The sequence below is a fragment of the Desmonostoc muscorum LEGE 12446 genome (assembly GCF_015207005.2).
In the GTDB taxonomy this organism is placed as follows: domain Bacteria; phylum Cyanobacteriota; class Cyanobacteriia; order Cyanobacteriales; family Nostocaceae; genus Nostoc; species Nostoc muscorum.
This window is the reverse complement of record NZ_JADEXS020000001.1, coordinates 939,867-966,196: the sequence shown is the minus strand read 5'-3', so window position 1 is coordinate 966,196 and position 26,330 is coordinate 939,867. Positions and strand designations below refer to the sequence as shown.

The following is a 26,330-nucleotide window of genomic DNA, read 5'->3' as shown; positions in this document are numbered from 1 at the left end:
CATAAATAATCTAGCGCGATCGCAGTTTGACTTATACTTTATATTTTTGTTGATTTATAGATTAGTTTTCAATGTTATTTTTTAAATATTCTTCGTTAGATAAATACAACTCTATATTCTCTAATATCTCTCTTAAATAACATATAACTCTTTTTTGAATTTTCAATAACTCATCAGCAGTAGCATTTCTACCAACTTCCTCAAATGACTTAAAACCATGTGCTAAATCATTTCTATTAGTTTTAATTGTTAGTAAATCACTTCCATCTCTAGTTTTAATATTATTAGTCTGGCATGAAAAACCATAAGTTTTTGCTGTATTTCTTATTTCTTTCGCATCCACATTACCTGAAAATAGTCTTTTCTTATTCTCTTTCTTAGCAAGAGCATCAAAGGTAACTGATATGATATCAACTGAAATATTTTGGAGACCTAATAAAAGAGCATCCGTGGATTGAATATCTTTATCTCTAACATGGTTAATAATAATTTTTCTTATTTCTTCCCTGACTTCATCGAAAGAAACTCTTTTATTTTTTAATTCATCAAAAATTGTTTCAATTGCATTACGCATCGTAGCTTCAACTAGGTTATAGAGTAATAAATATCCTGTTGCTTTAAGAGTTTTCTCTAAATTATTATTTATTAGTTTGGTTTTAATATTATTAGCATTACCCATACTTAACTTAATTGAACCTTTCTCTAGGTTTTTCAAAAAGAAAAAGTATCTACTAACTTCTTGAGCGCGTTCATCAAAATTTTGAAATAATATACTTTTCATGAATTACCTAAAAGCTGATCGCGAACATACTCAATACGACGAATAACTTTATTTTGAGAACTACTAGCATCAGACTTTGTTAGTTTTTTAAATTCTTCAGAATATAAAAAATCAGTAGATTTTGGTATTAATGTCTGATTTTGTCTTAATGCTAGAGCAATTCCCACTGTAATGGATTCAAACTTAATTCTAGTTATAGGCTCGTAGTCATTCTTTCTCTTCACATAAGTATGTAAAGCATCTGGAAAATATTTTTTAACAAAATTTAACATTGACTTAAATTCATCTTTTGACGCATTAATATCTAATGTTTTTGATTCATTTTCTTGTTTTAAATAATCATCTAAAAATTTATGAATATTACTTTTACCAGGGTAGCTTCTATAATTATTTAGAAATGCAAAAAAGCGTAGAATAAATTCCTGCGGATCTCTTTTATTTATTTGAATTTCAGTAAAAGAACATAAAGCACGAAATTTTTGTTCTTTTGACAATTCCTCAATTAAATCGAGAAACTTTCCTGGTTGAGATCCCCTTCGTTTCTCCATTTCATTCAATTCAACACTACCACTATTGATTCTCTCAAAAAGATCCCTTCTAATTTCTTCATCTGCTTCTTCTGTTAATTGAATCATTCTCATCGTGGTTCTATTAAAACGTCTTTGACGTGGTAACGGTAAATCTCGAAAAGTAAACCCATTCAGACTCTCCAATTTCTTAAGATTTTGTAATTTTAGATCATTGTTAATAAAATTAGCTAAAGTACGAATACGTTGGGTTCCATCTATAATTTCTAAACGTGCTAAATCGTCTGAACCTGATATATCAGCAACAAAAATTGAGGGGATTGGTAAACCTAACATTACAGATTCTATAAATTTTGATTGTCTATCTTCATCCCAAGCCATTTCTCGTTGATAGTCTGGAATAAATAATTCATTTTCTTCTTCATCTTTTCCATCTAAGTATTTTTGAACAATCACTTCTATGGGATATTCTAAGGTGTTGTAGTCAACACGCTTTGTTTTGTCACGAATTTCTGCTTCAGCGTTTTCTTTACGTTCATCTGTAATTTCTAATTGAGAAGCCATATTTGACAATTTGTTTGTGTTAATGTTTACGGTTAGAGATTTTTGTATTACGCAGAGTAATATAAATACTTTTACGCTTGGATTAAGTTAAAGCGGTTGAAGGTATAAATTATATAAGCTAAAGTTCATAACTCATTTGAAATGCCATAAATAAAATGTAACTTATGCAGTGAAGGTGAGCCATTAAGACTCACCCTAATCAAACTATACCAACAAAGCTTGTTCTTCTTTGGAAATCACTCTTCCTTCATCCTCAAAACCGGCGATTTGATCGAAGTTCAAATAGCGATACAAATCATCAGCAAAAGGATCAATCTTCCTCGACACAATATCCAAATATTCCTGCACTGTAGGAATGCGTCCTAACAGCGCACAAACTGCGGCTAATTCCGCTGAACCAAGATACACTCGCGCATCTTTACCCATGCGATTATTGAAGTTGCGCGTAGAAGTTGAAAACACTGTTGTACCATCAGCAACTCGCGCCTGATTTCCCATACACAAACTGCATCCTGGTATTTCTGTCCTCGCACCCGCAGCCCCAAAAATGGCGTACACTCCTTCTTCTTTTAATTGGTGTTCATCCATGCGGGTTGGTGGTGCTATCCACAGGCGGGTTTTCACTTCACCAGCACCTTCCAAAACTTTCGCTGTTGCTCGATAATGACCGATATTCGTCATACATGAACCCAGGAATACTTCTTGCACTGGATCATTAGCAACTTCCGATAATAATTTAACATTATCGGGGTCATTGGGAGCCGCAACAATTGGTTCTTTGATTTCGTTCAAATCAATTTCAATGATTTCAGCATACTCAGCATCGGCATCGGCTTCTAATAACACGGGATTTGCTAACCATTCTTCCATTTTGGCAATCCGCCGCAGGATGGTACGGGCATCATGATAGCCCCGTGCAATCAAGTTTTTCAAAAGTGCTACATTAGAACGCAGATATTCCGAAATTGTCTCTACACTCAGCTTAATGGTAGAACCTGCACAAGAACGTTCGGCGGTGGCGTCGGCGAGTTCAAAGGCTTGTTCAACTTTCAAATCTGGCAAACCTTCAATTTCTAAAATTCGCCCGGAGAAGACATTTTTCTTGTTTTGCTTCTCGACTGTTAGCAAACCTTTTTGAATTGCGACGTAGGGAATGGCGTTAACGATATCCCGCAGGGTGACACCGGGTTGTAATTCACCTTTGAATCTTACCAGCACTGACTCTGGCATATCCAAAGGCATGACGCCCAAAGCCCCAGCAAAGGCTACTAACCCAGAACCGGCGGGGAAGGAAATTCCTAAGGGAAAGCGGGTGTGGGAGTCGCCGCCAGTTCCTACGGTGTCGGGTAGCAGCATCCGGTTTAACCAAGAGTGGATGATACCATCGCCGGGACGCAAGGCGACACCGCCACGTTGGGCAAAGAAGTCGGGGAGGTCGTGGTGGGTTTTAATGTCTACTGGTTTGGGATAAGCTACTGTGTGACAGAAACTCTGCATTACTAAGTCTGCACTGAAACCCAGACAAGCGAGTTCTTTCAATTCGTCGCGGGTCATGGGGCCTGTGGTATCCTGGGAACCAACGGTGGTCATGATGGGTTCGCAAGATGTACCGGGGCGGACACCAGTTAATCCGCAAGCTTTACCCACCATTTTTTGCGCTAAGGTGTAGCCTTTGCCTGTATCACTGGGTTGTTGGGGACGGATAAAGAGGGTGCTGGGTTCTAAACCGAGTGCAAGGCGGGTTTTATCGGTGAGGGTACGCCCGATAAGTAGGGGGATGCGTCCACCTGCGCGGACTTCATCAAGGATGGTGTCTGGTTTGAGGCTGAAGGTGGAAATTACTTCGCCGGCTTCGTTGGTGATTTCACCTTTGTAGGGATGGATGGTAATTACCATGCCGGTTTCTAGTTTGGTGACATCGCACTGAATAGGCAAAGCACCGGCATCTTCAGCTGTGTTAAAGAAAATTGGCGCGATCGCACCACCTAAAACATAACCCCCAGCGCGTTTGTTTGGCACAAAAGGTATATCATTTCCCATGTGCCACAACACCGAATTAATAGCAGATTTCCGGGAGGAACCTGTACCAACCACATCTCCCACGTAAGCCACAGGATGTCCTTGCTTTTTCAGTTCGGCAATGGTTTGTAAACTTCCCGGTTGCCGTGACTCTAGCATTACTAAGGCGTGTAAGGGAATATCCGGGCGAGTTGTGGCGCTTTGGGCGGGGGATAAGTCATCGGTGTTGGTTTCGCCAGGAACTTTAAAAACAGTAACAGTAATCGCTTCTGGTACAGTGGGGCGAATGCTAAACCACTCAGCTTCAGCCCAAGAGTCAACTACTCGCTTGGCAAAAGGATTAGTTTTCGATAACTCCAAAACATCATGGAAAGCATCGTACACCAAGAGGATTTTACTTAAGGCGTTGGCGGCGTAAGCTGCAATGGGTTCCTTGCCTTGTCCTCCCATCACTAGAGGTGTTTCGGAAGAGTCTGATAAAGAGACAGTGGGCACTTGCAGCAAATCAATTAAAGCTGGCACATTATAGCCGCCTACCATTGTTCCCAGCAATTGCACCGCTTGTATGGGGGAAATTAAAGGACTGGTAACTTCTTCTTTGGCAATGGCTGTCAGAAATCCAGCTTTTACATAGGCTGCTGCATCGACACCGGGGGGGACGCGATCGCTCAATAAATGCAATAATGTATCTTCTTCACCTTTGGGCGGATTTTTCAGTAATTCGCACAATTCAGATGTTTGCTTTGCATCTAACGGTAAGGGGGGAATTCCTAGCGCTGCTCTTTCAACTACATGTTTACGATATAATTCCAGCATTCTACACTCCAAATATTCAGCCAAACATTGTTTTAAGTGTTTCTCGTCACTTCCCACTTTTCAGGAACATTCAACCTCACAAGTCTTTACCAAAAAAGTGTTGAGTGCCCAGTGCTAAGGAGCCAGTGCGGGGCGGCTCTACGGACTTGCAGCAACTGGCACTGCCAAGTGAAGAAACATCAGTCTGTACTCAGCATTCTAGGATAACTGTCCCAGAGCCAGCCACTTGAGTCATAAGTTGAAAGTCACGACTCAGAACTCGGTACTGGGCACTACTCAAGCAAGTGAGTCTCCTGACTTTAAGTTTTATTTGTCTGGCAAGGACTTATAATTATTACTGTATAGCTATTTTTCACGATCTAGCTGTTTGAAAATAATTCTCTTTTCATCTTTCTTGATTTGGTGCTACGCCTCTCAATCAGATAAGATAAATTTTTTGTCCGTTGCTTGACGCTTTTTTGTATATGCCCAAAACTTACACCGTAGAAATTCATCACCAAGGTCAAATTCATACTTTGCAAGTCCCTGAAGATGAAACCATCTTATCAGTTGCCGATGCCGCTGGTTTAGATTTGCCAAGCTCTTGTCATGCAGGCGTTTGCACAACTTGTGCCGGTCAAATCAGCGAGGGAACTGTAGATCAAACTGATGGCATGGGCGTTAGTCCACATTTACAAAAACAAGGTTATGTATTGCTTTGTGTTGCCAAACCCCTTTCTGATTTGAAAATTGAGACTGGAAAAGAAGACGCACTTTATCAGTTGCAATTTGGTAAAGACTAATAATCAGTGAACAATTATCAGTGAACAGTTATCAGTATAGGGCTTGATTATTGATAACTGAATAACTGATAAATAACATAAGCATTTTATGGTAACTGATATCAGCTATTCTAGAAACTACAAATCAACAGGATATCCCCAGATGACAACTCATTTTATTACCGCAGAAATTGATTTACAAGAAACTCCGGCAGAGTTACTCAAAACAATTGAAACAGAGTTGAAGAAACAAGGCGAACCCCTCCGTTGGGCGGTTACCTCTGTGGACGTTGCCCAGCAAAAGGCTACAGTTGAAGCCGTTGTCACGACTAAGAGTTAGGAATGGGGAGTGGGGAGTAGGGAGTGGGGAGATGAGGGAGATGAGGGAGATGAGGGAGTGAGAATAACTCCTAACTCCTAACTCTTAACTCCAAAATCCTAACTCTTAACTCCTCACTCAGCACTCAATATGCATCCATACACTGCTATTTTAATTGTACCAACTGGCGTTGGGGCTGCCATTGGGGGTTACGCTGGAGATGCGTTGCCTGTCGCTAAAGTTATAGCACAGGTTTGCGATCGCCTGATTACTCACCCCAATGTCCTCAATGGCGCAAGTTTATACTGGAATCTCCCCAATGCTTTCTACGTTGAAGGTTTCGGAATTGACAAATTTGCCGCTGGATGCTGGGGTTTGCGCCCAGTCCGAAATAACAAGATAGGTTTGCTTTTAGACCAAGGTATTGAGCCAGAGTTACGGCTAAGACATCTGCAAGCAGCGGACGCAGCGAGAGCTACCCTGGGATTGACTTTAACAGATTATGTCATCACTGATGCACCATTAAATGTAGAATTACGGAGTACCAAATCGGGTGCAAGTTGGGGGACAATTGGTAACCCCGATAGCTTATTGAGGGCAGCGGAAATCCTGATTAAAAAAGCTGGGGCAGAAGCGATCGCAGTTGTCGCCCGTTTCCCCGATGATATGGATGAGGAGGCACTACAGAAATACCGCCACGGTGAAGGAGTTGATTCCCTAGCCGGTGCAGAAGCCGTAATTAGTCACTTGCTAGTGCGAACCTTTCAAATTCCTTGTGCCCATTCACCTGCTCTAGCCAGCGCCCCCCCACAACCAGACTTATCACCTCGTTCCGCTGCGGAGGAATTGGGTTACACATTTTTACCGTGTGTCCTCGTGGGCTTGAGTCGTGCCCCACAATTTATAGTAGAGACAAAAGCGATAGCATTAGAACAAGAAGATATTTGGGCTAATCAAGTGGATGCTGCGATCGTACCTGCAAATGCCTGTGGTAGTAGCGCCTTACTGAGTTTAAGCCAAACACGATGCCAAATAATTACAGTAGAAGAAAATAAAACTGTTATAAAAGTTCCTCCCCAACCGTTGGGGATCAAATCTATACAGGTAAACTCATATTTAGAGGCAGTGGGTGTATTGGTGGCGCATAAAGCAGGCATCAATCCCTCTGCTCTTTGTCCCAAATTATCGTCTTTGCAGCCAGTAGTCATTAGTCATTAGGAGTTATAAGTTAAAAGTTAAGAGTTAGGAGTTATTTCTCCCCCATCTCCCCCACCTCCCTCATCTCCCCCACCTCCCCCACCTCCCTCATCTCCCCCACTCCCCACTCCCCACTCCCCACTCCCCACTCCCCATTCCTAAAAAACCCGTGATTGAACAACAAAAGCAAGAACCAGAAATTCCATATCTGACGCGCATCCAAGTACTTGGGGCGATGGGAGCGACTGCAATCATTTTGCTGGTAGTCGCCAAACTGTCGTTGCACTTTGGCAACTTTTCCCTATTTTCCTGGAAGTTGGACGAAAGGGATTTGCTCTTAGGTGTAGGGCTAGGATTTGTCATCACCGCGTTAAGTGGCTTAACTTATCGCCTTTGGAGTTCCTACCGTAAAAGTGCAGATTTTTATCTAGAAGTGGTGTTGAAGCCCTTAGCCTTACCGGACTTAATTTGGTTGGGGTTGTTACCGGGTTTAAGTGAAGAATTGTTATTTCGGGGCGTAATGCTGCCAGCTTTAGGTTTAGATCATGTGGCTGTTATTGTATCTAGTCTTTGCTTTGGCATCTTGCATCTGAGCGGCTCTCAACAATGGCCTTATGTAGTTTGGGCAACCATTGTCGGGATGATATTAGGATATAGCGCCTTGCTGACTGGCAACTTATTAGTGCCCATCGCTGCTCATATTATCACAAATTTGATTTCTAGCTATATGTGGAAAATGTGGCAATTGTCGAGAAATAAAAAATAAGACATTCTAAATTAAGCCACTTCCAAAGAATAAATTAATCCGAGCTTTTGAAGACGCTTACCAAGCAGCAACTAAAACTTGTTGATATATATGATTTGGAGTAGATTGAGTCGAAAAGCCAGGCTAAGATTTACCATATTTTCACTGCTAGTATTAATCACAGTAATTGCTGTGTGGCAACTCTCACCAAAACAACCTCAGATAGTAAAACAAGAAAGCAATTACGCCATACATATTCGACAAGATTTTAATCAATCTGGTTTTTATCCTGTTGCCCAAATTCCATCTGCAAACGTTTATAAACCTATTGCTGACTGGGTAGGAAGATTAATTTTACCAACAAAACAGGAACTACAAGATGGGTTGGATTGGGTATGGATGAAAGTGCAACATGCACCACCTACAGCACAAAATTTGGTAGGAAATATTGTGCGTTTGGAGTGGAAAAATAAGAAAGATTTGCTGGCTTACGTTCAAGCTGTAACGCGAGATATAAATTTCACTTCAGAAGTGATTAAAAGTGAAAAACAAGGGAACATTCATCCTTTTCGACTCAATGGGGTTCGTCAGGTAGGGGTTTTACGTTCTTTAGCTGGTGCAAATCCTGATGATGAGGCAATTGTGGCTTTAGATTCAACTACAAATATTGCTACAAGTGGAAAAACAAATATTTTGCAAATTGAGCATGAACCTGTTTTGGTAACTGGTAGGTTTTATGGGTTGGTAAAAATAATTAACCCGATTAAATCTATCAATAAAAATATTTTAGGTTCTCAACAAAAGCAGAACAGCGATTATTTTTTTGTACAACATTATAACCCTAATTCAAATAAGTTTGATGGTCTTCAAGAAACTATTCGCATTCCCCAACAAGTAACGGATACCCGAAATTTTGCTCCTTCAAGCGTGCAAGAAATTGAAAAATCACCTGCGGGTAAAGATGGGTGGTATATTTACGGCGCTAAAGATGCAAAGGGTATATTTACAGTAGGTGCGATCGCACCTCGTTCTCTTTTTCAAATTCACCCCCGTCAAATCATTACTGGTGAAGAATTAGGGATAAGTTACATCCAAGAGGCAAATTGGCGAAATACTGAAGCAAATAAAGATAAATTTAATACTGTATTGTTAAAACCTGGAAATTCACCCAATCAATCTATATGGCAACAAGGCGATAAAGCGATCGTACTGCACCTCTTCGGTGGAATTGGCGGACGTAAAGCTGAAGCACTTGGAATACCTTATACGATCACCGGACATTTTGCTTTTGGAATCGCAGAAGTTATCCGCGACGAATTTACTAATGAATTACGCTTCGAGATTAAATACCATCAAATTTATGCCCATAACCCGGATGGAATTATTGCCGGAACGCATACATGGGCTGATTATATGGGTAATTTACAACGTGGCTGGCTGGCAACACGTCCCGTATCAGATATTCTGATCAAATTCGATCCCATAACGCAGGATTATAATTTTGATGGTATTAAACTTTCACCTTTAGAGCAATTCCAGCAAGAATTACAAGTAACAATGGCACGTTATCGGGTTGGCGATGGTACTGGTGGTGCAATGGTATCACCTTCTACTTCATGCATACAAGACTCAAGCCAAGCACTTTATGCTGCGATACTAGCAATTAAAAACCAAGTTTCTACAACTCATCAAATTCAGACTTGGTTAAAGGCAAACTCTAATCACCCACAAGCATTACGCTTTCAGCAGCTAGTTGAATTAGCCCAATCTTTAGAACAACAATTAGCACCCTTAGGGATAGTTCGTGCTGATTGGCAGAGTCAAGCAGGTAGACTAACAGGTACGGGAATAGACAAGACAACGAAACCATTTCAAGATAGTAGTGTTTGGGCTGGTTTGACAACGTGGCGAACAATAATGCCAAGACAAGCACATGACGATCTCGCCACAATATTTTTAAAACATGGTGCAATTATCCAAGTATTGCGAACCAATCAAATCGGTGGTTGGCAAGCTGATATTACACCTATTACACCAACCGTATTTTTAGGGCAAATTAAAATTCCCTTGACCGATATTTCACCGTTTTCAACTCTTTTAAATCGCCTTTTAGCCTCATTAGCAGTTCCTACACCACAAGATTGGTCAGTTATTGTTGCACTGTTAATAATTTATAGTATTATTGCCATACCTTATGGTTTAAAATCTGAATTTTTACATATAGAAATTTGGACTGCAAATTGGATTAATCAATGCTTGTTAATATTGCGTTGTTTATTTGCGCCTGCCTTGGTTGAAGAACTTTTTTTTCGCGTTTTTTTGCTTCCTCATCCTAGCGAAAATCCTAATTTGGTAGAATGGAGTTTCTGGGCAATAGTAAGTTTATTGTTATTTATTTTGTATCATCCATTCAATGCTAAAACTTTTTTTAAGGCTGGATATCCCACATTTATTAATCGTGTTTTTCTGGCTTTAGCTTCCTTGTTAGGAATTATCTGTACTGTTGGATATATCCTAACAGGATCTTTGTGGGTGATAGTTGTAATTCACTGGGCTGTAGTAGTAGTTTGGCTAATTGTTTTTGGAGGAATAGCCAAATTAGATCATAATCAAGAATTTCCGGAATCTAAGGTGTAATTATCATGTAAAATTGATAAAGCAATTTTTTTGTCTTCATAACCTGACCTCATTGTAGGAGTTAAACACAAATTACATTGGCGCGATCGCTCAAGTGGCTGCCAAAGCGATCGCCATTGGTAAAATCCGATGTTCCTGAATTTGAATTCTGGCGTGCAGTGTTTCTGGTGTATCATCCGGTAGCACTGGTACTGCGGCTTGCATCAATATTGGCCCACTGTCCATTTCTAAACAAGCAATATGCACAGTACAGCCAGTGATTTTTACCCCAGATGCCAAAGCTTGTTCTACAGCATTAATTCCCTTAAAACTAGGCAATAAACTCGGATGTATATTAATAATCCTATTAGGAAAAGCATCAATAAATACTGATGTCAAAAGTCGCATCCAGCCCGCCAGAATCACCCATTCTACATCATACTGCCGTAATGTCTGCACAATTTTCTCATCAAACTTTTCTCGGCTTTTGTAGTCGCGGTGATTCAGCAATACAGCTTCTACTCCTCGATTCGCTGCTCTGACTGCTGCTTTAGCCGTCGGATTATTATAAATCAAAACTTGAATTTTGGCGTTTAGCTGCCCATTTTGGATAGCTTGGGCAACTACATCAAAATTGCTGCCATTTCCAGAAGCCATAATTCCGAGTTTTAAAGGAGCGCTTTGTCTCAACTGGTAGCTAGAGATGTTGGGAGAAATCAGGCTAGCAGTAGCATCTATTGTGGAATTATTACTCATAAAGCTTCAAGAAAAATGCAGAATGGAGAATTCACGAGTCAGAATTCAGGAGTCAGAATATAATCATGTGGTAATTAAACCACCACATGATTATAGACCAATACAGTTCACAATAGACCTCTTGCAAAACTCTTTCTTTGCGTTCTCTTCTCTGCGCCTCTGCGTGAGACAAAAAATATTTATGCAAGAGGTCTATTACAATAAATGTGAACCGACTGGACATTGAATTGGCTGAGATTTTTGGTTAGAAAATCTTGGAAGCCCTGGCGGTTTTGTTGAGGGTTTATCAGTTTCACAAATACCTGGAATTATGAGCATTTCACCTTTAACTTTTCTCAAAAATACAACACCTGTATAACTTTTTAGCTCCGGTTTTTTGGCAGCAGCGGTGCTAATTAAAGTTTGGGTTTGTTTGCCTGGGGTTACTATTTGGTAACGGTAATTGTCAGTTTCTGGCTTAACACCAATACCCAGTTGATCGATAGTAGCGAATTTTTTGTTTTCTAAGTAATAAGCCTGTTGAGCGCGGTTGATACTGCCAATAGCTACTTTTGCTTCCAATTCTGGATCGCTAGTTTGTTGATTTTCTGCTTTTGGGTTGATGATTTGGATATTATCAGGTAATGTCGTAACATTAGAAATTTTTTTGAATAACGACGCCTGAGGAGAAAAAGCTGTGGGTCTGGGTTTTCCAGGATTAGTGCCATCTAATTGCAAGCGCATCTGACCATCAGCAGTAAATTCAAAAATTGTCAATACCTCTTCTTGATTACTTGAGATTATTACATTTAGATGCATGGGTTGTGGCGTTGGGTTAATGCGATATTTAAATTCCATCGCACCAAGAGTCTTAGAGTCAGGTGAAAGGAGAAATAATTTGCTTTCTGGTGTGAAAATAAAGGTTAGGGTTGTAGAAGATGAAGGGTCTTGAGCTTGCCATTGCCCGAACAATTTTTGAGCAATAGGGTTTATGTCTTGTTCTCGCTGAGATTGAGTCTGTGTTGGTGCGATGGAGGGTTGAGCCAGTACAGTTGTGTCAAGTGTCATCAATAATGGTATTAATACACTTGAGGTAAGCATTTTGCTAGCAATTTGGAATTTGCCAAAGTGAGCCAAGATATTAGGCATTTGCATCAGAGCCAAGAAATTGACAGTATCTTAACAGTACTTTTGTGTAAAATCACACCCTGCTAACATTCAACTTGTAGCGGCGATAGCGCAGCGTTAGCGAGTCCTCGAGCGTCGGAGTCCCCCACCATACTTTTATGTTGGTGGCGGGAGGAACGCCGCTCTGGGACTGGGGACTGGGAAATTATTCCAAAATTTGCTGTGGGTAAGAGCAGAATTCCATAATTTTTCCGCTTCAAACCCAGTCCCCAATCCCTAATCCCCAATCCCCAGTCCCTTTTACTAGCCAAGATTGCCATGAAAACATCCCGTTTCTCTCGTATGCAACTGCTGGATAATGACACAGCGGCTGCCTGGATTTTTCTCACACCAGCACTGATTTTACTAGGCGTTTTTATCATTTGGCCGATCGCTTATTTGTTTTACCTCAGTTTCACCGCTGGCAGTTTCAGTTCCAAAGGTATTTATTGGATAGGGTTAAAAAACTATTGGCGCTTGTTACAGGACTCTGACTTCTGGCAAGTTATTGGCAACACAATTTATTTTACTCTTGCCACCATCATTCCCAGTTTAGTTATCCCCTTAGGATTAGCAGTCTTATTAAACCGCTCCTTAGCTTTTCGAGGAATCTTGCGGAGTGCCTATTTTTTACCTTCAATTATTTCTCTTGTGGCTGCTGGCTTGGGATTTCGCTGGCTGTTTCAAACATCAGGGCCAGTTAACGGACTGTTAGATTTTTTTGGTATTCCACCCATATCCTGGCTAGGAGATACATTTTGGGCAATGCCAGTACTAATTTTAATGAGTATTTGGAAACAACTCGGTTTCAATATGGTAGTATTTTTAGCCGGGTTGCAAGCAATTCCCCCCAGTCGTTATGAAGCAGCAGATTTAGATGGTGCAAATGCTTGGCAACAATTTTGGCATATTACATTGCCCGGATTGCGTCCCACCATCATATTTGTCACAATCACCACCGCGATTTTTACACTGCGGAGTTTTGAACAAGTTTATGTAATGACCGGCGGCGGCCCATTGAATTCGACTAATTTGCTGGTTTATTACATTTACCAAGAAGCCTTCGCTCAATTTGATTTTGGTTATGCTGCCGCCGCCGCAACGGTTTTATTAGCAGTAACTTTAGTACTGGTGTATTTGCAGTTGCGAACTTGGGGAGAAGAGTAGAACAGTTAAGAGGTATTTGTGTTGCTTAATATGACTTTAGTTAGACTCAAATTGTGACTTTCTTCCACTGTGTATTCTTATTTAGTATTTTAAACTGAGAACAATACAGCCAATCAATTAAGTCGTGTAACAAGAAAAACTTACTATAATCCTCAAGATTAGGTAAGAATATATAGTGTTTCCCGACAAACGTGAGGTACACCTGTAGGGGCACGGCAGTGCCGTGCCCTTACACCTGGCGATATAATGTTGTACCGCATCTGAATGGGAACCGCTATATGTCCACAACTTAGTGAGGAATACTGTAGAAAATTCCAGTCAATTAATCGATAGGGATTTGAATATGAAACGTATTCTTTTAGGTACATTACTTGCTCTACCATTTGCAATTGCTTCCTTGCCATCACAGGCATCCGCAGCACAGATCATTGTCAAACCTAATGTCCATAAATCTGTTGTTGTGCGTAAACCTGTTGTTGTACCCCGATATCAACGTAAGTTAATTCCTGCACACTGGGAAACAGTACGACGCGGTAACAAGTTGGTTAAAATCCGAGTTCCTGCTCGTTATGTAAATGTAAGAATTTAATATCTCAAATGGAGACTAACATACTTAATTTGTTAGTCTCTATTTGGTAATATCATTTCCATATGAAGACGCATGAATACATATCAAAATTTTCCATTTTGTCGATTTTTGAAAAACATTCTGATATCTGTATGTACAATTACTTTAGTAACAGCCTGCAATTCGAGCCAGGCTGAAGATAAAAGTATATCTCAAGAAAAAATCGTCAGTGGTGATAATTATGGAGAGCTACATGACCAAGGAAAGTTACGTACATACTATTTTTACACCCCAAAATCTTATGATTCATACCGCCCGATGCCATTAGTTTTAGTGTTTCATGGAGATGATGGTAGTGGTCGTTCTATAAGTAATGTGACTCGCTTCAATGAATTAGCAGATCAAAAAGGATTTCTTGTTGTTTATCCAGATGGAATTGACCAAAAATGGAGCCTTAGAGGTAATGCTAAAGGAAAGGTAGATGATGTTTTGTTTGTCAGTTCTTTAATCGATCATCTTCAGCAGCAAATCAATATTGATAGTCATAAAATTTATGCCACTGGTTTTTCTAGAGGTGGAATACTTACCCAAGCATTGGCTTGTAATTTACCTAATAAAATTGCTGGTTTTGCATCAGTAGCTGCTTCGCTCCCAGTTAGACTTGAACCTAATTGCCAGCCTCAAACTCCAATATCGATCTTAACGATCAACGGTACAAACGATCGCGATGTACTTTATGAAGGTGATGACCATACTCAACGAGGGGCGTTGGTTTCTATCTCAGATATGGTAGACTTTTGGCGATCGCACGATCGATGTACTTCATCAAATAAATCTTTGCAGTTTTCTGAAGATAAAGTGAAAACCTCTCTCTACGCAGGTTGTAGTGACAACTCAGAAGTCTGGCACTTAGCCGTAGTCAACGGGGGACATTTCTGGCCTGGTGGTGCTTCAACTGACGAGAGCTTAAATAAATTTAATGCTAACCTGGGTCTGAACGCTAGTGAAACAATTTGGAACTTTTTTCAACGTCATACTTTGCCTTAATATCAACCCCGCTATTTAACTGGCTCAGACTTTTGACTTAAGATTAATTACAGTAGCATATCAATATTTCCTGACCTATGTCAGCATTTTTTGTTTTAAAAAAGACTTTCAGAGCGTATTTTCAAGTTCTTGACGATTTTTTCGCAATTTATTCTTGATTATTGATCGTTTTTATCGACCTTTGAGGTGTACTCTCAATATACGGTAACTCTCGCGATCGCCCTTTGAGATAAATTACACCCAGAGGTGAATACCATGAACAATTATGCTAACAAACAGGAATTTATCTTAAATCAAATTACAAATAGTTTTCAGCGTCACAATTTCAGTGGACATGACTTGAGTGAAATTGACCTGAAAGGACTTGATTTAAGTGGAATTAACTTCATAGGAGCAGATTTGCGTGGTGCCAATTTATCTGGTTCTATACTCACTCGTGCTAATTTAAGTGGCGCCAATTTGATGGAAGCTAGTTTATGCGGAGCTAATTTATATGAAGCCTCTTTGTGTGAAGCTAATTTAATTAATGCTGACTTAAGACAAGCAAATTTGTGTGGAAGTTTTTTATGGCGAGTGAAATTAATAGGTAGTAACCTTTGGGGTACTTCTTTATGTGGTGGGGATTTGAGGGAAGCAGACTTAACTGAAGCCAAATTAATTGAAGCATCGCTAATTGAAGCGAATTTAGTGAGAGCAAATCTCACGAAAGCAAAGTTATGCGGGGCAATATTACTAGAAGCTAATCTAAGTGAAGCTAATTTAACTAGCGCAGACTTGACATGGGCAAACTTAACTAAAACAAAACTGACTAAAGCAAACCTTTACCAGACAAACATGATTTATGCAAAATTTCGAGATACCATCATGCCTGATGATACAATTAAAGAGCCTCAAATAATCATTTATTAGTTATTTGTCATTTGTCATTAGTTATTCCCTCCCAATGCCGCATAACCATAAATTAGATATTAGAAACTAGCAACGACACCAGCACTAATGCGATCGCGCCCTTGGTGTTTAGCTGTATAAAGTGCTTTGTCAGCTGCTTCAATTACGTGTTGCGGTGACAATTTTGAATTTGGCACAACGCTGACAAAGCCTATACTGACGGTGACATAAGCACATATACAAGACTGAGCGTGAGGAATTGCCAAGTTGCGTACTGCTTCTAGAATTTTTTGAGCTACACAAATTGCTCCTCTATTTTCTGTATTAGAAAGAATTACAATAAATTCTTCTCCACCGTAACGCGCAACTAAATCGGCTGGACGTTGAATAACACTTTTGAGCGTACTTGCAACTTGTCGCAAACAATCATCACCCATTAAGTGACCGTAAGTGTCGTTATAGTCCTTAAAAAAATCGATATCTAACAAAATTAAAGATAAAGGTAGGCGATCGCGTTTTAGATGACACCATTCAACATAGAAACACTCATCAAATCGGCGACGATTAGCTATTTGAGTCAAAGGATCTAGATTAACCAGTCTTTTTAGTTCCTCGTTAGTAGCTTGCATCTGCTGATACACTATTAATTGATCAATAGGGTTTATGTGAGTCCCGCACTGAACGCATAACTCAGGATCGACCGCAATCACTGCCTCCTTCATTTTCTGAAGCTCATTACTCAAAAATTGCTCACGTTCATAGCGATTGATTGCTGTTTGAATAGCAACGTAAAGTTCTTGCTCTCTAATAGGTTTGACAATATAACCAAAAGGTAATGTCAGCGTTGCTCGCTCTACCGTACTCTTGTCAGAATGCCCAGTAACGTAAATAATCGGAATTTGCAGATGATTCCATATTTGCTCTGCTGCTTGAATACCGTCCATCTCGCTTTGCAAGCAAATATCCATCAAAATCAAGTTGGGACGCAGCTTAGTTGCTTTCTCAATTGCTGCTTCACCAGAATCTGCGATATCGATTACTATGTATCCCAACGATTCTAGGATTTCCTGCAAATTGATAGCAAGAATATACTCATCTTCAACAACCAGGATTTCCACTAACTTGGTTTTGTGTATTTCTGATGAGTTACCCATCCTGTTGATATCCTGTCTTTTATAGAAATATAGTCAACACATCCCAATCCCTAATAGTGCAATTCAACAATCCAATATGCAGCCCCGGTAATTTTAGTTGCCAAAGATAACAATAAGTATGAGCGATGAACTGTATTATAAGCTAAAAAAATTCCAGCATCAATTTGTCTCAAACATAAGTTGTCTGAAAAGATATTTCAGTCATGTTACTACTATGTTTGTAGTGCTAAAACGTATGCTTGTAGTGCTAAAGCGTAATCGAATTCAAAATTTAAAAATACCTAAATTTGATGTTGCAAGAAAAGGGATGATTTGAGCAATTAAGTCGTATTAACACGATACGAGAAAATACTGAAAACTACCTTGCTATACTGACTATAGCCTCTGCCTTTGTTTAGTTATAGTTTTAAAATACGCTCTAAAACTCGCGTTGTGAGAAGATAAGAATGGCGATCGCTAACAACATCACACTGTACACTAAGCCATAGCTAGCATTAGCAATCAGCGTAGTTGTGTCAGGTAGTGCTTGCAAACCATAAACAGCATTATTTTTCAAATCTAATCGAGATAAATCTGGTAAAATCAGAAACAAACCTTGAGTTAAACGTTCTATCCCAACGTTGCGACTAAGACGACCAAATTGTACTAAATCTTGGGTAATATTCCCGATTAAATACACCGCAAAAGTTAAAACAGTGGCCAACAGGGAAGCAGTGAAAACACCGAAGGCAAGAGCCACAGCGGTGACTAGTGACAACTGTAAAAATAAGAAAATTGCCGCAATTAAAATACTCGCCGTTGGATGAGCAATGTTACCAAATTGCAGAAATAACAGATAAATTGCTGTCATCATGGCTATCAGTACCGCTAAAACTGCGGATAATCCCAGATACTTACCAACAATGATTTCACTGCGGCTAACAGGTTTAGCAATTAATACTAAGATAGTGCGTTTTTCAATTTCTTTATTAACTAGTCCTGTACCAACAAATATCGTCACAATTAACCCGATCGCATTCATGGCCGCCATACCAAAATCTAAAAAAATTTTGTCTTCGGTAGCAGCTGCAAATTCAGGAAGGACACCGAAAGCGGCGGCGAGTATTAACGCATAAAAACCAATAATATATAGTATGCGATCGCGTATCACTTCCTGAAACACATTCTTAGCGAGTACAAAAATTTTGGTTGTCATTTGTCATTATTCATTGGTTATTAATTCATCTCCCTCATCTCCCCCATCTCCCCCATCTCCCTCATCTCCCCACTCCCCACTCCCCACTCCCCACTCTTCACTGCTGCGGAGGCGGCGATCCAGCGATAAATTTATTCAGGCGATCGCATTCAATTTCTCCAACTGTAATTTTATTCCCCGATTTGTTGGTTGCTGCAACTGGTTCAATCCGACAAGATTTCTTTAAGTAATACCCTCGTGGATTAGAACTCGGACCTACCCAGATACTGAGTAAATCTAATATATACCCAGACTTAGTATTCGATACACGCGGTTCAACACGCCATAATTCCTTCTCTTCATATTTGACGAGATTTTTTTGAATTACTCCCCTACCCAAACTTCCTACTCGCTGTTTTGCATCTAACAACCATTTTTCTACTTCCGACCAAGGTGTTTGGGCTATTTGTTCTTCTACTATTGGTTCAAGTTTGTTTAAAATTAAAATTCCATTTTGAGGTACCTTAGCTGGTTCTTCAGTCATGACAACAAAAGTACTACGTTTAAAATTATCTGTCTGTAAACTGGGATATTGTTCTAACCAATTATCTACTACAAAATAAAACTGAATCCAGCAGCTTAGCAACATACTGCTAGCAACTAAAATTATGATTTTTTGGCGGTCTTCTGGCTTAGGAATTTGAGCTTTAGCATCTGTATCACTTCCTTCAATAAATTCTGGTATTGCCGTAATTAGTGCTGAAATTGTCGGCCAAAAAACAATTGTTGTTGGTGTAATTACATCCTTTTGACTTCCAAATGCAAAAACACTAACTAAAAATCCGGTGATTACTGCTCCCACAGGCATAAAAGTACCAGGAACCCTCAAAGGATCTTCTGTTGTGTACCAAGCTGTACCAGCAATTAAAAACAACCAACCAAAAAATGCAATTATATCTTTTATATAACCTGTAGCAAAATATGAAAGTACCCAAGAAAAAACACTCATATAAATAAATGTCTGCCAAGAATAAGCTTTGGGTGGAACTAATATCTTTCTAATTCCTGCGTAAAGCCCTTCAACAAATTTGAAAACCCCAAATAAATCTTTAAATAGTGTATTCATGTTTCTCCCTACACCTGATTAATCATTGGACTTGCTCTGAATAAAACAATTAATTTCTTCCTACTTGGAGCGAAGCATTAAAATAAAGGTTATCACACTATAACTCAGCGAATTTGCTATCAATACAGTGGTAACTACATTTGTATTTTGTAATTTTGCACTGCTAAATGCGCGCCATTTTTGTCTTTGAAATACTTGAATATCATCTTCTTTTTGAGCAAATGGTTCCTTTAATAAGGATACAAGCAAAACTCTCAATAGCAAAAATTTCATGATAAAAGTAGCAAAGAAAATTATAAAGGCAGTTAAAATTATTAGAGTCTGTGTACTAGCCGATTTAAAAGTATTAAAGAACATATAATTAATTAACTCTGATTTCACCTGTATTGGCAACATTGGTTCGGAGACAAAAAATATAAACCAACCAATTACACTAGAAAACAAATTAATCGAAATAGCATAAAAAGTGCTAGTTCTTTTATCAAATTTTAGTCGTTTGTGCAAAACATATGCTTCGATGGGGATAGCAATCAGTACAAATAAAAAGTCAAACAGAATTCCACCAATGGGAAAAATCCTGGGAAGCATCCAATTTTCAGGCATAAAAAGTCAATGGTAACGGTTAACTGTAGAGAGTATAACCGGGATAGTGGCGGTGATGGGGTAAATTATCTTATTCCTTGGGAGTGGGGAGATGGGGAGTGGGGAGTGGGGAGATGAGGGAGATGAGGGGGATGAGGGAGATGGGGAGTTGACAGTTATCAGTTATCAGTTAACTGTTCACTGTCCAATGCTCCATGTCCCTGCGTAAGAGCGTCCCCTTCCTATGCCCAATGACGAGCGATCGCCAAGTTTGCAATACTTAATGTTTGAAACACTAATAATTCGTTTATCATGCAATTGTGATTTCCAGTACATTTTTTTTTGTGTGTATTGTGTAAACTGTATCTGCTAACTCAAATTGCTATAGAAATTTATGGTAATTAAATCGCCAAGCAGTAGCATCTCTAGTTTTGCTCTGGTATCAACCTGACATACAGTTCCGTCATTTCACACCTTGTAGAGCAATTAGTAATACCAATTTGAAAAATGATTGGGACAGATGGATAGCCAAAAAGCTTATGTGCTAACTCTTTCACAATCTAAAATCTGTCTTGGAAAGTTATGGTGCCTTCTCTTTCAGAGACGCTACCGCGAACGGCGGGCTGCGCCAACGCCCCAAGCCGACGTTCAGACTTTCCGCAAAATCCAAAATGGTATCAGCTTCTGCAAATAAGTTTGGTTGTTGCCAAAGCATTCCATCATTACATTCAGTGTGTTTTCATATCTGCTTTAGACATCTCTGAGGCAGACATGAAAACTCCGAAGGGTATACACAAAGCAATACCGACTGTAGATCCAGCGCTAACGCACTATCAGAAAACAACAAAACATTATGAACAAAACACGTAAGTTTCGTTTAGGTGCATTTATTCAAGCAACTGGACATCATATTTCAGCTTGGCGGCACCCCGATTCACAGGCAGATGCTGGTTTGAATTTCGAGCATTACAAAGAAATTACCCAGACTGCTGAACGTGGCTTGTTCGATGCAGTTTTTCTAGCAGACAGCCCAGGCATCTGGGGCGGCGCTCCGGAAACTCAGAAACGCAATGGAAAACTTGCTCATTTTGAGCCGGTCACCCTGTTCTCGGCTTTGTCCTCCGTCACCCAAAACATCGGCTTCATTGCTACTGCCTCCACCACCTATGAAGAACCCTACACCCTGGCACGTAAGTTTGCCTCTTTGGACTATCTGAGCAAAGGTCGGGCGGGCTGGAATGTAGTCACCACAGGCAATGAAAATGCCGCTCTGAATTTCGGTCACGACCAACACCCAGAACACAGCCAGCGTTACGAACGTGCTGAAGAGTTTGTGGAAGTGGTGAAAGGACTATGGGATAGCTGGGAAGACGACGCCTTCATCCGTGACAAAGAATCTGGTATCTATTTCGATCCAAATAAACTGCATACACTCAATCACAAAGGCAAACATTTTTCTGTAAAAGGCCCTTTAAACGTCGGTCGTCCACCCCAAGGCTATCCAGTAATTGTGCAGGCTGGAGCCTCTGAAGCCGGACGAGACTTGGCTGCGCGTACAGCCGAAGTCATCTTCACAGCTAATCAAACCCTAGCCGATGCCCAGGAATTTTATGCTGATATCAAAGGTAGATTAGCAAAATATGGGCGATCGCCAGACGACCTCAAAATTATGCCTGGTGCTTTCCCAATCATTGGCCGTACCGAATCAGAAGCTCAAGAAAAGTACGAGTTTCTACAATCCTTGATTCACCCTGATGTCGCCTGGGGTATTTTGAAAAACTATTACAAAGGTGTCGATTTATCGAAATATTCTCTAGATGATCTAACTCCCGAACTACCCAGCGATACCAACAACAACAAGAGTCGTCTCAAACTAGTCAGGGATCTAGCTACTCGTGGCACTCTAACACTGCGGCAGTTGTATCTTTCTCTTGCTACCGCCAGAGGTCATCGCACCATCCTTGGTACTCCCGAAACCATTGCCGACCAACTAGAAGAATGGTTTAACAACGGTGCAGCAGATGGCTTTAATATCATGCCGCCCATCCTACCTACAGGGTTGGACGACTTCATTAACCTAGTCGTCCCCGTCCTCCAGAAACGCGGACTGTTCCGTACCGAATACGAAGGCAATACCTTGCGTGAAAATCTAGGTCTACGTCGTCCAGGTAATGGTTTTGCCGTCAAACAAGTGGATGAAAGATTGGTGTTAGTCTAAATCAATTTTTCATGTCTGCACCTCCCTTAGGCAGGCATGAAAAATCATTAGCCATACAGAAATCAGCAATACCTTCCGCTAACGCACTATATAAAAAAGTAGATGAGTACAACACGCAAGCTTCGTTTAGGTGCATTCATTCAAGCTACCGGACACCATATTGCCGCTTGGCGACACCCCGATTCACAAGCCGATGCTGGACTAAATTTCGAGCATTACAAAGAAATTACCCAGACTGCCGAACGCGGCTTATTTGATGCGGTTTTCCTTGCCGATAGCCCCAGCCTCCAAGACAACAATGAACCAGAGGTACAGCAACGCAATGGCAAATTAGCTAAGTTTGAGCCAGTAACGCTATTTTCTGCGCTGGCTCCACTAACCAAACATGTTGGCTTCATTGCTACTGCCTCAACCACTTATGAAGAACCCTACACCCTGGCACGTAAGTTTGCTTCTCTAGACTATCTGAGTAACGGCCGGGCGGGATGGAATGTAGTCACCACAGGCAATGAGAACGCCGCAGGTAATTTCGGACGCGATCAGCACCTCGAACACAGCCAGCGTTATGAACGTGCTGAAGAGTTTGTGGAGGTGGTGAAAGGTCTGTGGGATAGCTGGGAAGACGACGCCTTCATCCGTGACAAAGAATCTGGTATCTATTTCGATCCAAATAAACTGCATACACTCAACCACAAAGGCAAACATTTTTCTGTAAAAGGCCCTTTGAACGTTGGTCGTCCGCCTCAAGGTTATCCGGTGATTGTGCAAGCCGGTGCTTCGGAAGTCGGACGAGAACTAGCAGCACAGACTGCTGAAGTTATCTTTACAGCCAATCAGACACTAGAAGACGCGCAGGAATTTTATGCTGATGTGAAAGGTCGGTTGGCTAAATATGGCCGCCAACCTGACGATCTGAAAATTATGCCGGGTGTCTTTCCCGTGATTGGCCGGACTGAAGAAGAAGCCCAAGAAAAATACGAATTCCTGCAATCGCTAATCCACCCCTCAGTAGCATGGGGCTTACTCAAAACCCGTTATAAGGGCATCGATTTATCCGGTTATTCACTCGATGATCTAGCACCGCCGTTGCCCAGCGATACCAACGGTGGTAAGAGCCGCCTCAAGTTGCTGACAGATCTCGTAAATCGCGGCAACCTAACGCTGCGTCAGTTATATCTCTCTGTGGCTACTGCGCGAGGTCATCGCACCATTATTGGTAGTCCCGAAAGTATTGCCGATCAGTTAGAAGAATGGTTCAACAACGATGCAGCAGATGGTTTTAATATCATGCCGCCAATCCTGCCCACAGGGTTAGATGACTTCGTTAACCTGGTCATTCCCGTATTGCAGAAACGCAGACTGTTTCGTACCGAATACGAGGGCAATACCTTACGCGAAAACCTGGGATTGAGTCGGCCAAGCAATGGTTTTGCCGTCAAACAAGTGGATGAGAGATTGGTGTTAGCGTAAAGGAATTTTTCATAGATGCTTAAGCCACATCTTTTAAAGCGCAATGTCTGTAGATCGCCACCTATTTGAGGTACGCCGGACGCTTTACAGTAGCTCGAAAATCGTAGCCAAAAACTTGGCACAAAAGATGCTGGATAAAAACTAACCAGCAACATCAGATGCTTAGAAAAACCTGTGATTTTTTAAAGGAAAAAAACATGACTGAATATAGCCGATTAAAGACTTCACACTCCGCTGCAATCAGAGCAACCCTTGATTATCCGGTAATTGATACTGACGTTCATACCAATGATTTCACGCCAGCTTTTGAGGATTACATTGCTAATTATGGCGGTGCAAAACTCGTGGATGAATTACGCAAGGCGGAAGCTTCCCGTCTGAACTCCAAGAGCAATGGTAAAGATTGGTATCAACAAACTCCCCAAGAACGTCAACGCAACCGCACAATTCGATCGCCTTGGTGGGCAAGAGTCACCCGCAATACGTTGGATCTTGCTACTTACACTCTCCCGGCATTGCTCTATGAACGTCAGGCGGAACAGGGGTCAGATTATTCGGTGTTGTTTCCCAACAATGTCCTAGCACCGGCTGGCGCAAGTCCAGAGAACCGTCAAGCACTGCAACGGGCGGTGAATCACTATCATGCTGATATCTACCGTAAATATAGCGATCGCCTGACACCGGTAGCTGGTATCCCCATGAGTAATCCTCAAGAAGCCATTGAGGAGCTAGAATTTGCAGTGAAAACACTAGGTCTGAAGGTGGCAAATATTCCTGGCGGTGTCAAACGACCAATTAAGGCGATCGCTGAAAAATATCCAGCCGATCAATTCCCGGAAATCGCCAAGTATGCTTCCTATATTGACTTTTACGGATTGGATAGCGAATACGACTACGATCCATTCTGGGCTAAGGCCGTCGAACTTGGTGTACCTATCACTACCCACTACGGCAGTCAGGGCTGGACTGGACGCTCCTCCATCAGTAACTACATGAATAACCACATCGGTCACTTTGCCGATGGCTCCCAAGCATTTGCCAAAGCGTTATTCTTTGGCGGTGTCACCAAACGATTCCCACAGTTGCGCGTCGGTATGCTAGAAGGGGGTGCAGACTGGGGTGCCCACGTCTACATTCATTTAGTTGATCGCTTCTCCAAGCGCAATCCCAAGGGACTGGAAAACTACAACCCAGAATTTACAAATTCTGATGAATTGTTCGAGTTGTTTGAGCGTTTCGGTGGCGAAATTACTGAAGGATATGAGCTGAGCAAAGAAGAATTGACCAAGACTGTACTCGGTTCTTCATTCAGTCGTCATAGCCGCCAGCCAGTTGCCAGCGAACTCAACGATTTTGGTGCAGCAGGGATTGAAACAATTGAAGACATCCGCGATCGCTGGGTGAACAGTTTCTTCTTTGGTTCCGAGTCCGACGATCGCACCATCGCCGCAGCATTCAACGACAAAGCCAATCCCTTGAATGTCAAAATCAACGCCATCTACTCCTCAGATGTTGGTCACTGGGATGTGCCCGATCTCACCTCCCCCTTGGCTGAAAGCTGGGATCTCGTAAAAGAAGGCGTGATTTCCGAAGCCGACTTCAAGTCTTATGTATTCGCTAATCCGTACAAGTTCTACACCGAAGCCAACCCCGACTTCTTCAAGGGGACAGCGATTGAATCCAAAGTAGGTAACATCGAATCCCAACAACTAGATAAGAACTTAGCACTGGCGTAAAAAACTGGGGACTGGTGATTAAGGATTAGGGATTGGGAATTAAGAATACCCAGTCCCCACTCCCCAGTCCCCACTCCCCAGTCCCCAGTCCCCAATCCCCAGTCCCCAGTCCCCAGTCCCCAATCCCCAGTCCCCAGTCCCCAATCCCCAGTCCCCAGTCCCCAGTCCCCAGTCCCCAGTCCCCAATCCCCAGTCCTCAATCCCTAAACTTTAGGAGTCACAATAATGTCTGTTGAACAACGCTCCGGTTTATTGCCTTATCTTTTCTCGTCTGTATCTGAAGATACCAACAAACCCGCACCCCTCGTGTTATTTCTGCACGGAGCGCGCGATCGCGGGACGGATCTGAATGTACTGCTGAAATGGGGTCTACCTCGTTTTGTGAATGAATCAAGTCCCTTACCTTACTTCTTTGCAGCCCCCCAACTTCCTGAAGAACAGACTTGGGTAGATCGAGAATCAGATGTCATTGCTTTGCTTGATGAACTGATTGCCTCCCAGCCCATCGACCCGTCCCGTGTCATCTTATCTGGGTTCAGTTTAGGTACAGCTGGAACATGGCATATCGGCGCTTCCCACCCCGATCGCTTTGCTGGTCTGGTAGCAGTATCTGGACGTGTCCCCAAAACCTTAGAAGCCAGTCAAATTGCTGCACTCAAGGAAATTCCCATTCAAATATTCCAAGGTGCCAAGGATGAAAAACTGCCCATTGAAGATACACAGCAGATTGTCGATACCTTGCGTGGACTGGGAGGAATAGTAGATTTTACCGTATTCCCTGAAGGCGATCACTTTATTGCAGATGAGGTATACGGCGACTCGAAGTTGCAAAAGTGGCTGATTTCACAAAACCGTCGCAACGCTGCCCTAGTCGTCTGATACATTAGACCTCTTGCATAAATATTTGTCTCACGCAGAGGCGCAGAGGTGCAGAGAAGAGAATGCGAAGAAGG

General features: G+C 41.3%; 22 protein-coding genes. 13 read left to right on the top strand and 9 right to left on the bottom strand.

The window, feature by feature from the left end:
• Positions 1–61 precede the first annotated feature (61 nt).
• The 3 genes from IQ276_RS04150 to acnB form a co-directional block, all read right to left on the bottom strand.
• Positions 62–781 (bottom strand): MAE_28990/MAE_18760 family HEPN-like nuclease, encoded by a 720-nt coding sequence (locus tag IQ276_RS04150; protein WP_190883525.1) that lies wholly within the window; start codon positions 779–781, stop codon positions 62–64.
• On the bottom strand, positions 778–1,872 hold the full coding sequence (locus IQ276_RS04145) for a DUF262 domain-containing protein (RefSeq protein ID WP_193916194.1): 1,095 nt from the start codon (positions 1,870–1,872) through the stop codon (positions 778–780). The genes IQ276_RS04150 and IQ276_RS04145 overlap by 4 nt, the downstream gene beginning before the upstream one ends.
• 204 nt (positions 1,873–2,076) lie before the next feature.
• On the bottom strand, positions 2,077–4,707 hold the full coding sequence (gene acnB, locus IQ276_RS04140) for a bifunctional aconitate hydratase 2/2-methylisocitrate dehydratase (protein WP_193916197.1): 2,631 nt from the start codon (positions 4,705–4,707) through the stop codon (positions 2,077–2,079).
• 464 nt (positions 4,708–5,171) lie between these two features.
• On the opposite strand from acnB, the gene IQ276_RS04135 reads away from it, so the two are divergent.
• The 5 genes from IQ276_RS04135 to IQ276_RS04115 all read left to right on the top strand — a co-directional run bounded on the left by IQ276_RS04135 (position 5,172) and on the right by IQ276_RS04115 (position 10,366).
• Positions 5,172–5,489 carry a 2Fe-2S iron-sulfur cluster-binding protein gene (locus IQ276_RS04135; RefSeq protein ID WP_073640310.1) on the top strand — a complete coding sequence of 106 codons (318 nt, stop codon included), beginning with the start codon at positions 5,172–5,174 and terminating at the stop codon, positions 5,487–5,489.
• A gap of 142 nt (positions 5,490–5,631) precedes the next feature.
• Positions 5,632–5,808 (top strand): DUF8621 family protein, encoded by a 177-nt coding sequence (locus tag IQ276_RS04130; RefSeq protein ID WP_193916200.1) that lies wholly within the window; start codon positions 5,632–5,634, stop codon positions 5,806–5,808.
• Positions 5,809–5,937: 129 nt separating this feature from the next.
• Positions 5,938–7,005 (top strand): DUF3326 domain-containing protein, encoded by a 1,068-nt coding sequence (locus IQ276_RS04125; RefSeq protein ID WP_193926051.1) that lies wholly within the window; start codon positions 5,938–5,940, stop codon positions 7,003–7,005.
• Between the two features lie 148 nt (positions 7,006–7,153).
• Complete coding sequence (locus IQ276_RS04120) at positions 7,154–7,750, top strand: CPBP family intramembrane glutamic endopeptidase (RefSeq protein ID WP_190883528.1); 597 nt, start codon at positions 7,154–7,156, stop codon at positions 7,748–7,750.
• Positions 7,751–7,840: 90 nt separating this feature from the next.
• The gene (locus tag IQ276_RS04115; RefSeq protein ID WP_193922181.1) at positions 7,841–10,366 is read left to right on the top strand and encodes a CPBP family glutamic-type intramembrane protease; all 2,526 of its coding nucleotides are present in this window, start codon (positions 7,841–7,843) and stop codon (positions 10,364–10,366) included.
• A gap of 90 nt (positions 10,367–10,456) precedes the next feature.
• On the opposite strand, the gene purN is transcribed toward IQ276_RS04115, so the two are convergent.
• Both purN and IQ276_RS04105 read right to left on the bottom strand, forming a co-directional pair.
• On the bottom strand, positions 10,457–11,101 hold the full coding sequence (gene purN / locus IQ276_RS04110; RefSeq protein WP_193922179.1) for a phosphoribosylglycinamide formyltransferase: 645 nt from the start codon (positions 11,099–11,101) through the stop codon (positions 10,457–10,459).
• A 195-nt stretch (positions 11,102–11,296) separates the two neighbouring features.
• The gene (locus IQ276_RS04105; RefSeq protein ID WP_193922176.1) at positions 11,297–12,229 is read right to left on the bottom strand and encodes a type IV pilin-like G/H family protein; all 933 of its coding nucleotides are present in this window, start codon (positions 12,227–12,229) and stop codon (positions 11,297–11,299) included.
• Positions 12,230–12,526: 297 nt separating this feature from the next.
• Here IQ276_RS04105 and IQ276_RS04100 point away from each other — a divergent pair, with 297 nt between their 5' ends.
• The 4 genes from IQ276_RS04100 to IQ276_RS04085 all read left to right on the top strand — a co-directional run bounded on the left by IQ276_RS04100 (position 12,527) and on the right by IQ276_RS04085 (position 15,938).
• Positions 12,527–13,414 (top strand): carbohydrate ABC transporter permease, encoded by an 888-nt coding sequence (locus tag IQ276_RS04100; protein ID WP_190883532.1) that lies wholly within the window; start codon positions 12,527–12,529, stop codon positions 13,412–13,414.
• 343 nt (positions 13,415–13,757) lie between these two features.
• Positions 13,758–14,003: a hypothetical protein gene (locus IQ276_RS04095; RefSeq protein ID WP_190883533.1), complete on the top strand. Its 246-nt coding sequence runs from the start codon at positions 13,758–13,760 to the stop codon at positions 14,001–14,003.
• Between the two features lie 72 nt (positions 14,004–14,075).
• Entirely contained in the window at positions 14,076–15,029 is a 954-nt protein-coding gene (locus IQ276_RS04090) for an extracellular catalytic domain type 1 short-chain-length polyhydroxyalkanoate depolymerase (RefSeq protein ID WP_193921957.1), read from the top strand.
• A gap of 255 nt (positions 15,030–15,284) precedes the next feature.
• Positions 15,285–15,938 carry a pentapeptide repeat-containing protein gene (locus IQ276_RS04085; RefSeq protein ID WP_193921959.1) on the top strand — a complete coding sequence of 218 codons (654 nt, stop codon included), beginning with the start codon at positions 15,285–15,287 and terminating at the stop codon, positions 15,936–15,938.
• Between the two features lie 59 nt (positions 15,939–15,997).
• On the opposite strand, the gene IQ276_RS04080 is transcribed toward IQ276_RS04085, so the two are convergent.
• The 4 genes from IQ276_RS04080 to fraC all read right to left on the bottom strand — a co-directional run bounded on the left by IQ276_RS04080 (position 15,998) and on the right by fraC (position 19,974).
• A complete protein-coding gene (locus tag IQ276_RS04080) occupies positions 15,998–17,071 on the bottom strand; it encodes a GGDEF domain-containing response regulator (RefSeq protein ID WP_193921964.1) in 1,074 nt (357 codons plus the stop codon).
• Positions 17,072–17,489: 418 nt separating this feature from the next.
• Positions 17,490–18,266 carry an ABC transporter permease gene (locus tag IQ276_RS04075; protein ID WP_235115415.1) on the bottom strand — a complete coding sequence of 259 codons (777 nt, stop codon included), beginning with the start codon at positions 18,264–18,266 and terminating at the stop codon, positions 17,490–17,492.
• Positions 18,267–18,363: 97 nt separating this feature from the next.
• On the bottom strand, positions 18,364–19,371 hold the full coding sequence (gene fraD, locus IQ276_RS04070; RefSeq protein WP_193925761.1) for a septal junction protein FraD: 1,008 nt from the start codon (positions 19,369–19,371) through the stop codon (positions 18,364–18,366).
• Between the two features lie 60 nt (positions 19,372–19,431).
• Entirely contained in the window at positions 19,432–19,974 is a 543-nt protein-coding gene (gene fraC, locus IQ276_RS04065; RefSeq protein ID WP_193925763.1) for a filament integrity protein FraC, read from the bottom strand.
• Positions 19,975–20,806: 832 nt separating this feature from the next.
• Here fraC and IQ276_RS04060 point away from each other — a divergent pair.
• The 4 genes from IQ276_RS04060 to IQ276_RS04045 all read left to right on the top strand — a co-directional run bounded on the left by IQ276_RS04060 (position 20,807) and on the right by IQ276_RS04045 (position 26,256).
• Positions 20,807–22,171, top strand: a complete 1,365-nt coding sequence (locus tag IQ276_RS04060) for an LLM class flavin-dependent oxidoreductase (protein WP_193922227.1) — start codon at positions 20,807–20,809, stop codon at positions 22,169–22,171.
• Positions 22,172–22,273: 102 nt separating this feature from the next.
• The gene (locus tag IQ276_RS04055; protein WP_193922229.1) at positions 22,274–23,641 is read left to right on the top strand and encodes an LLM class flavin-dependent oxidoreductase; all 1,368 of its coding nucleotides are present in this window, start codon (positions 22,274–22,276) and stop codon (positions 23,639–23,641) included.
• A 197-nt stretch (positions 23,642–23,838) separates the two neighbouring features.
• Entirely contained in the window at positions 23,839–25,377 is a 1,539-nt protein-coding gene (locus tag IQ276_RS04050) for an amidohydrolase family protein (RefSeq protein ID WP_193922231.1), read from the top strand.
• Positions 25,378–25,602: 225 nt separating this feature from the next.
• A complete protein-coding gene (locus IQ276_RS04045; RefSeq protein ID WP_235115414.1) occupies positions 25,603–26,256 on the top strand; it encodes a carboxylesterase family protein in 654 nt (217 codons plus the stop codon).
• Positions 26,257–26,330: the final 74 nt, after the last annotated feature.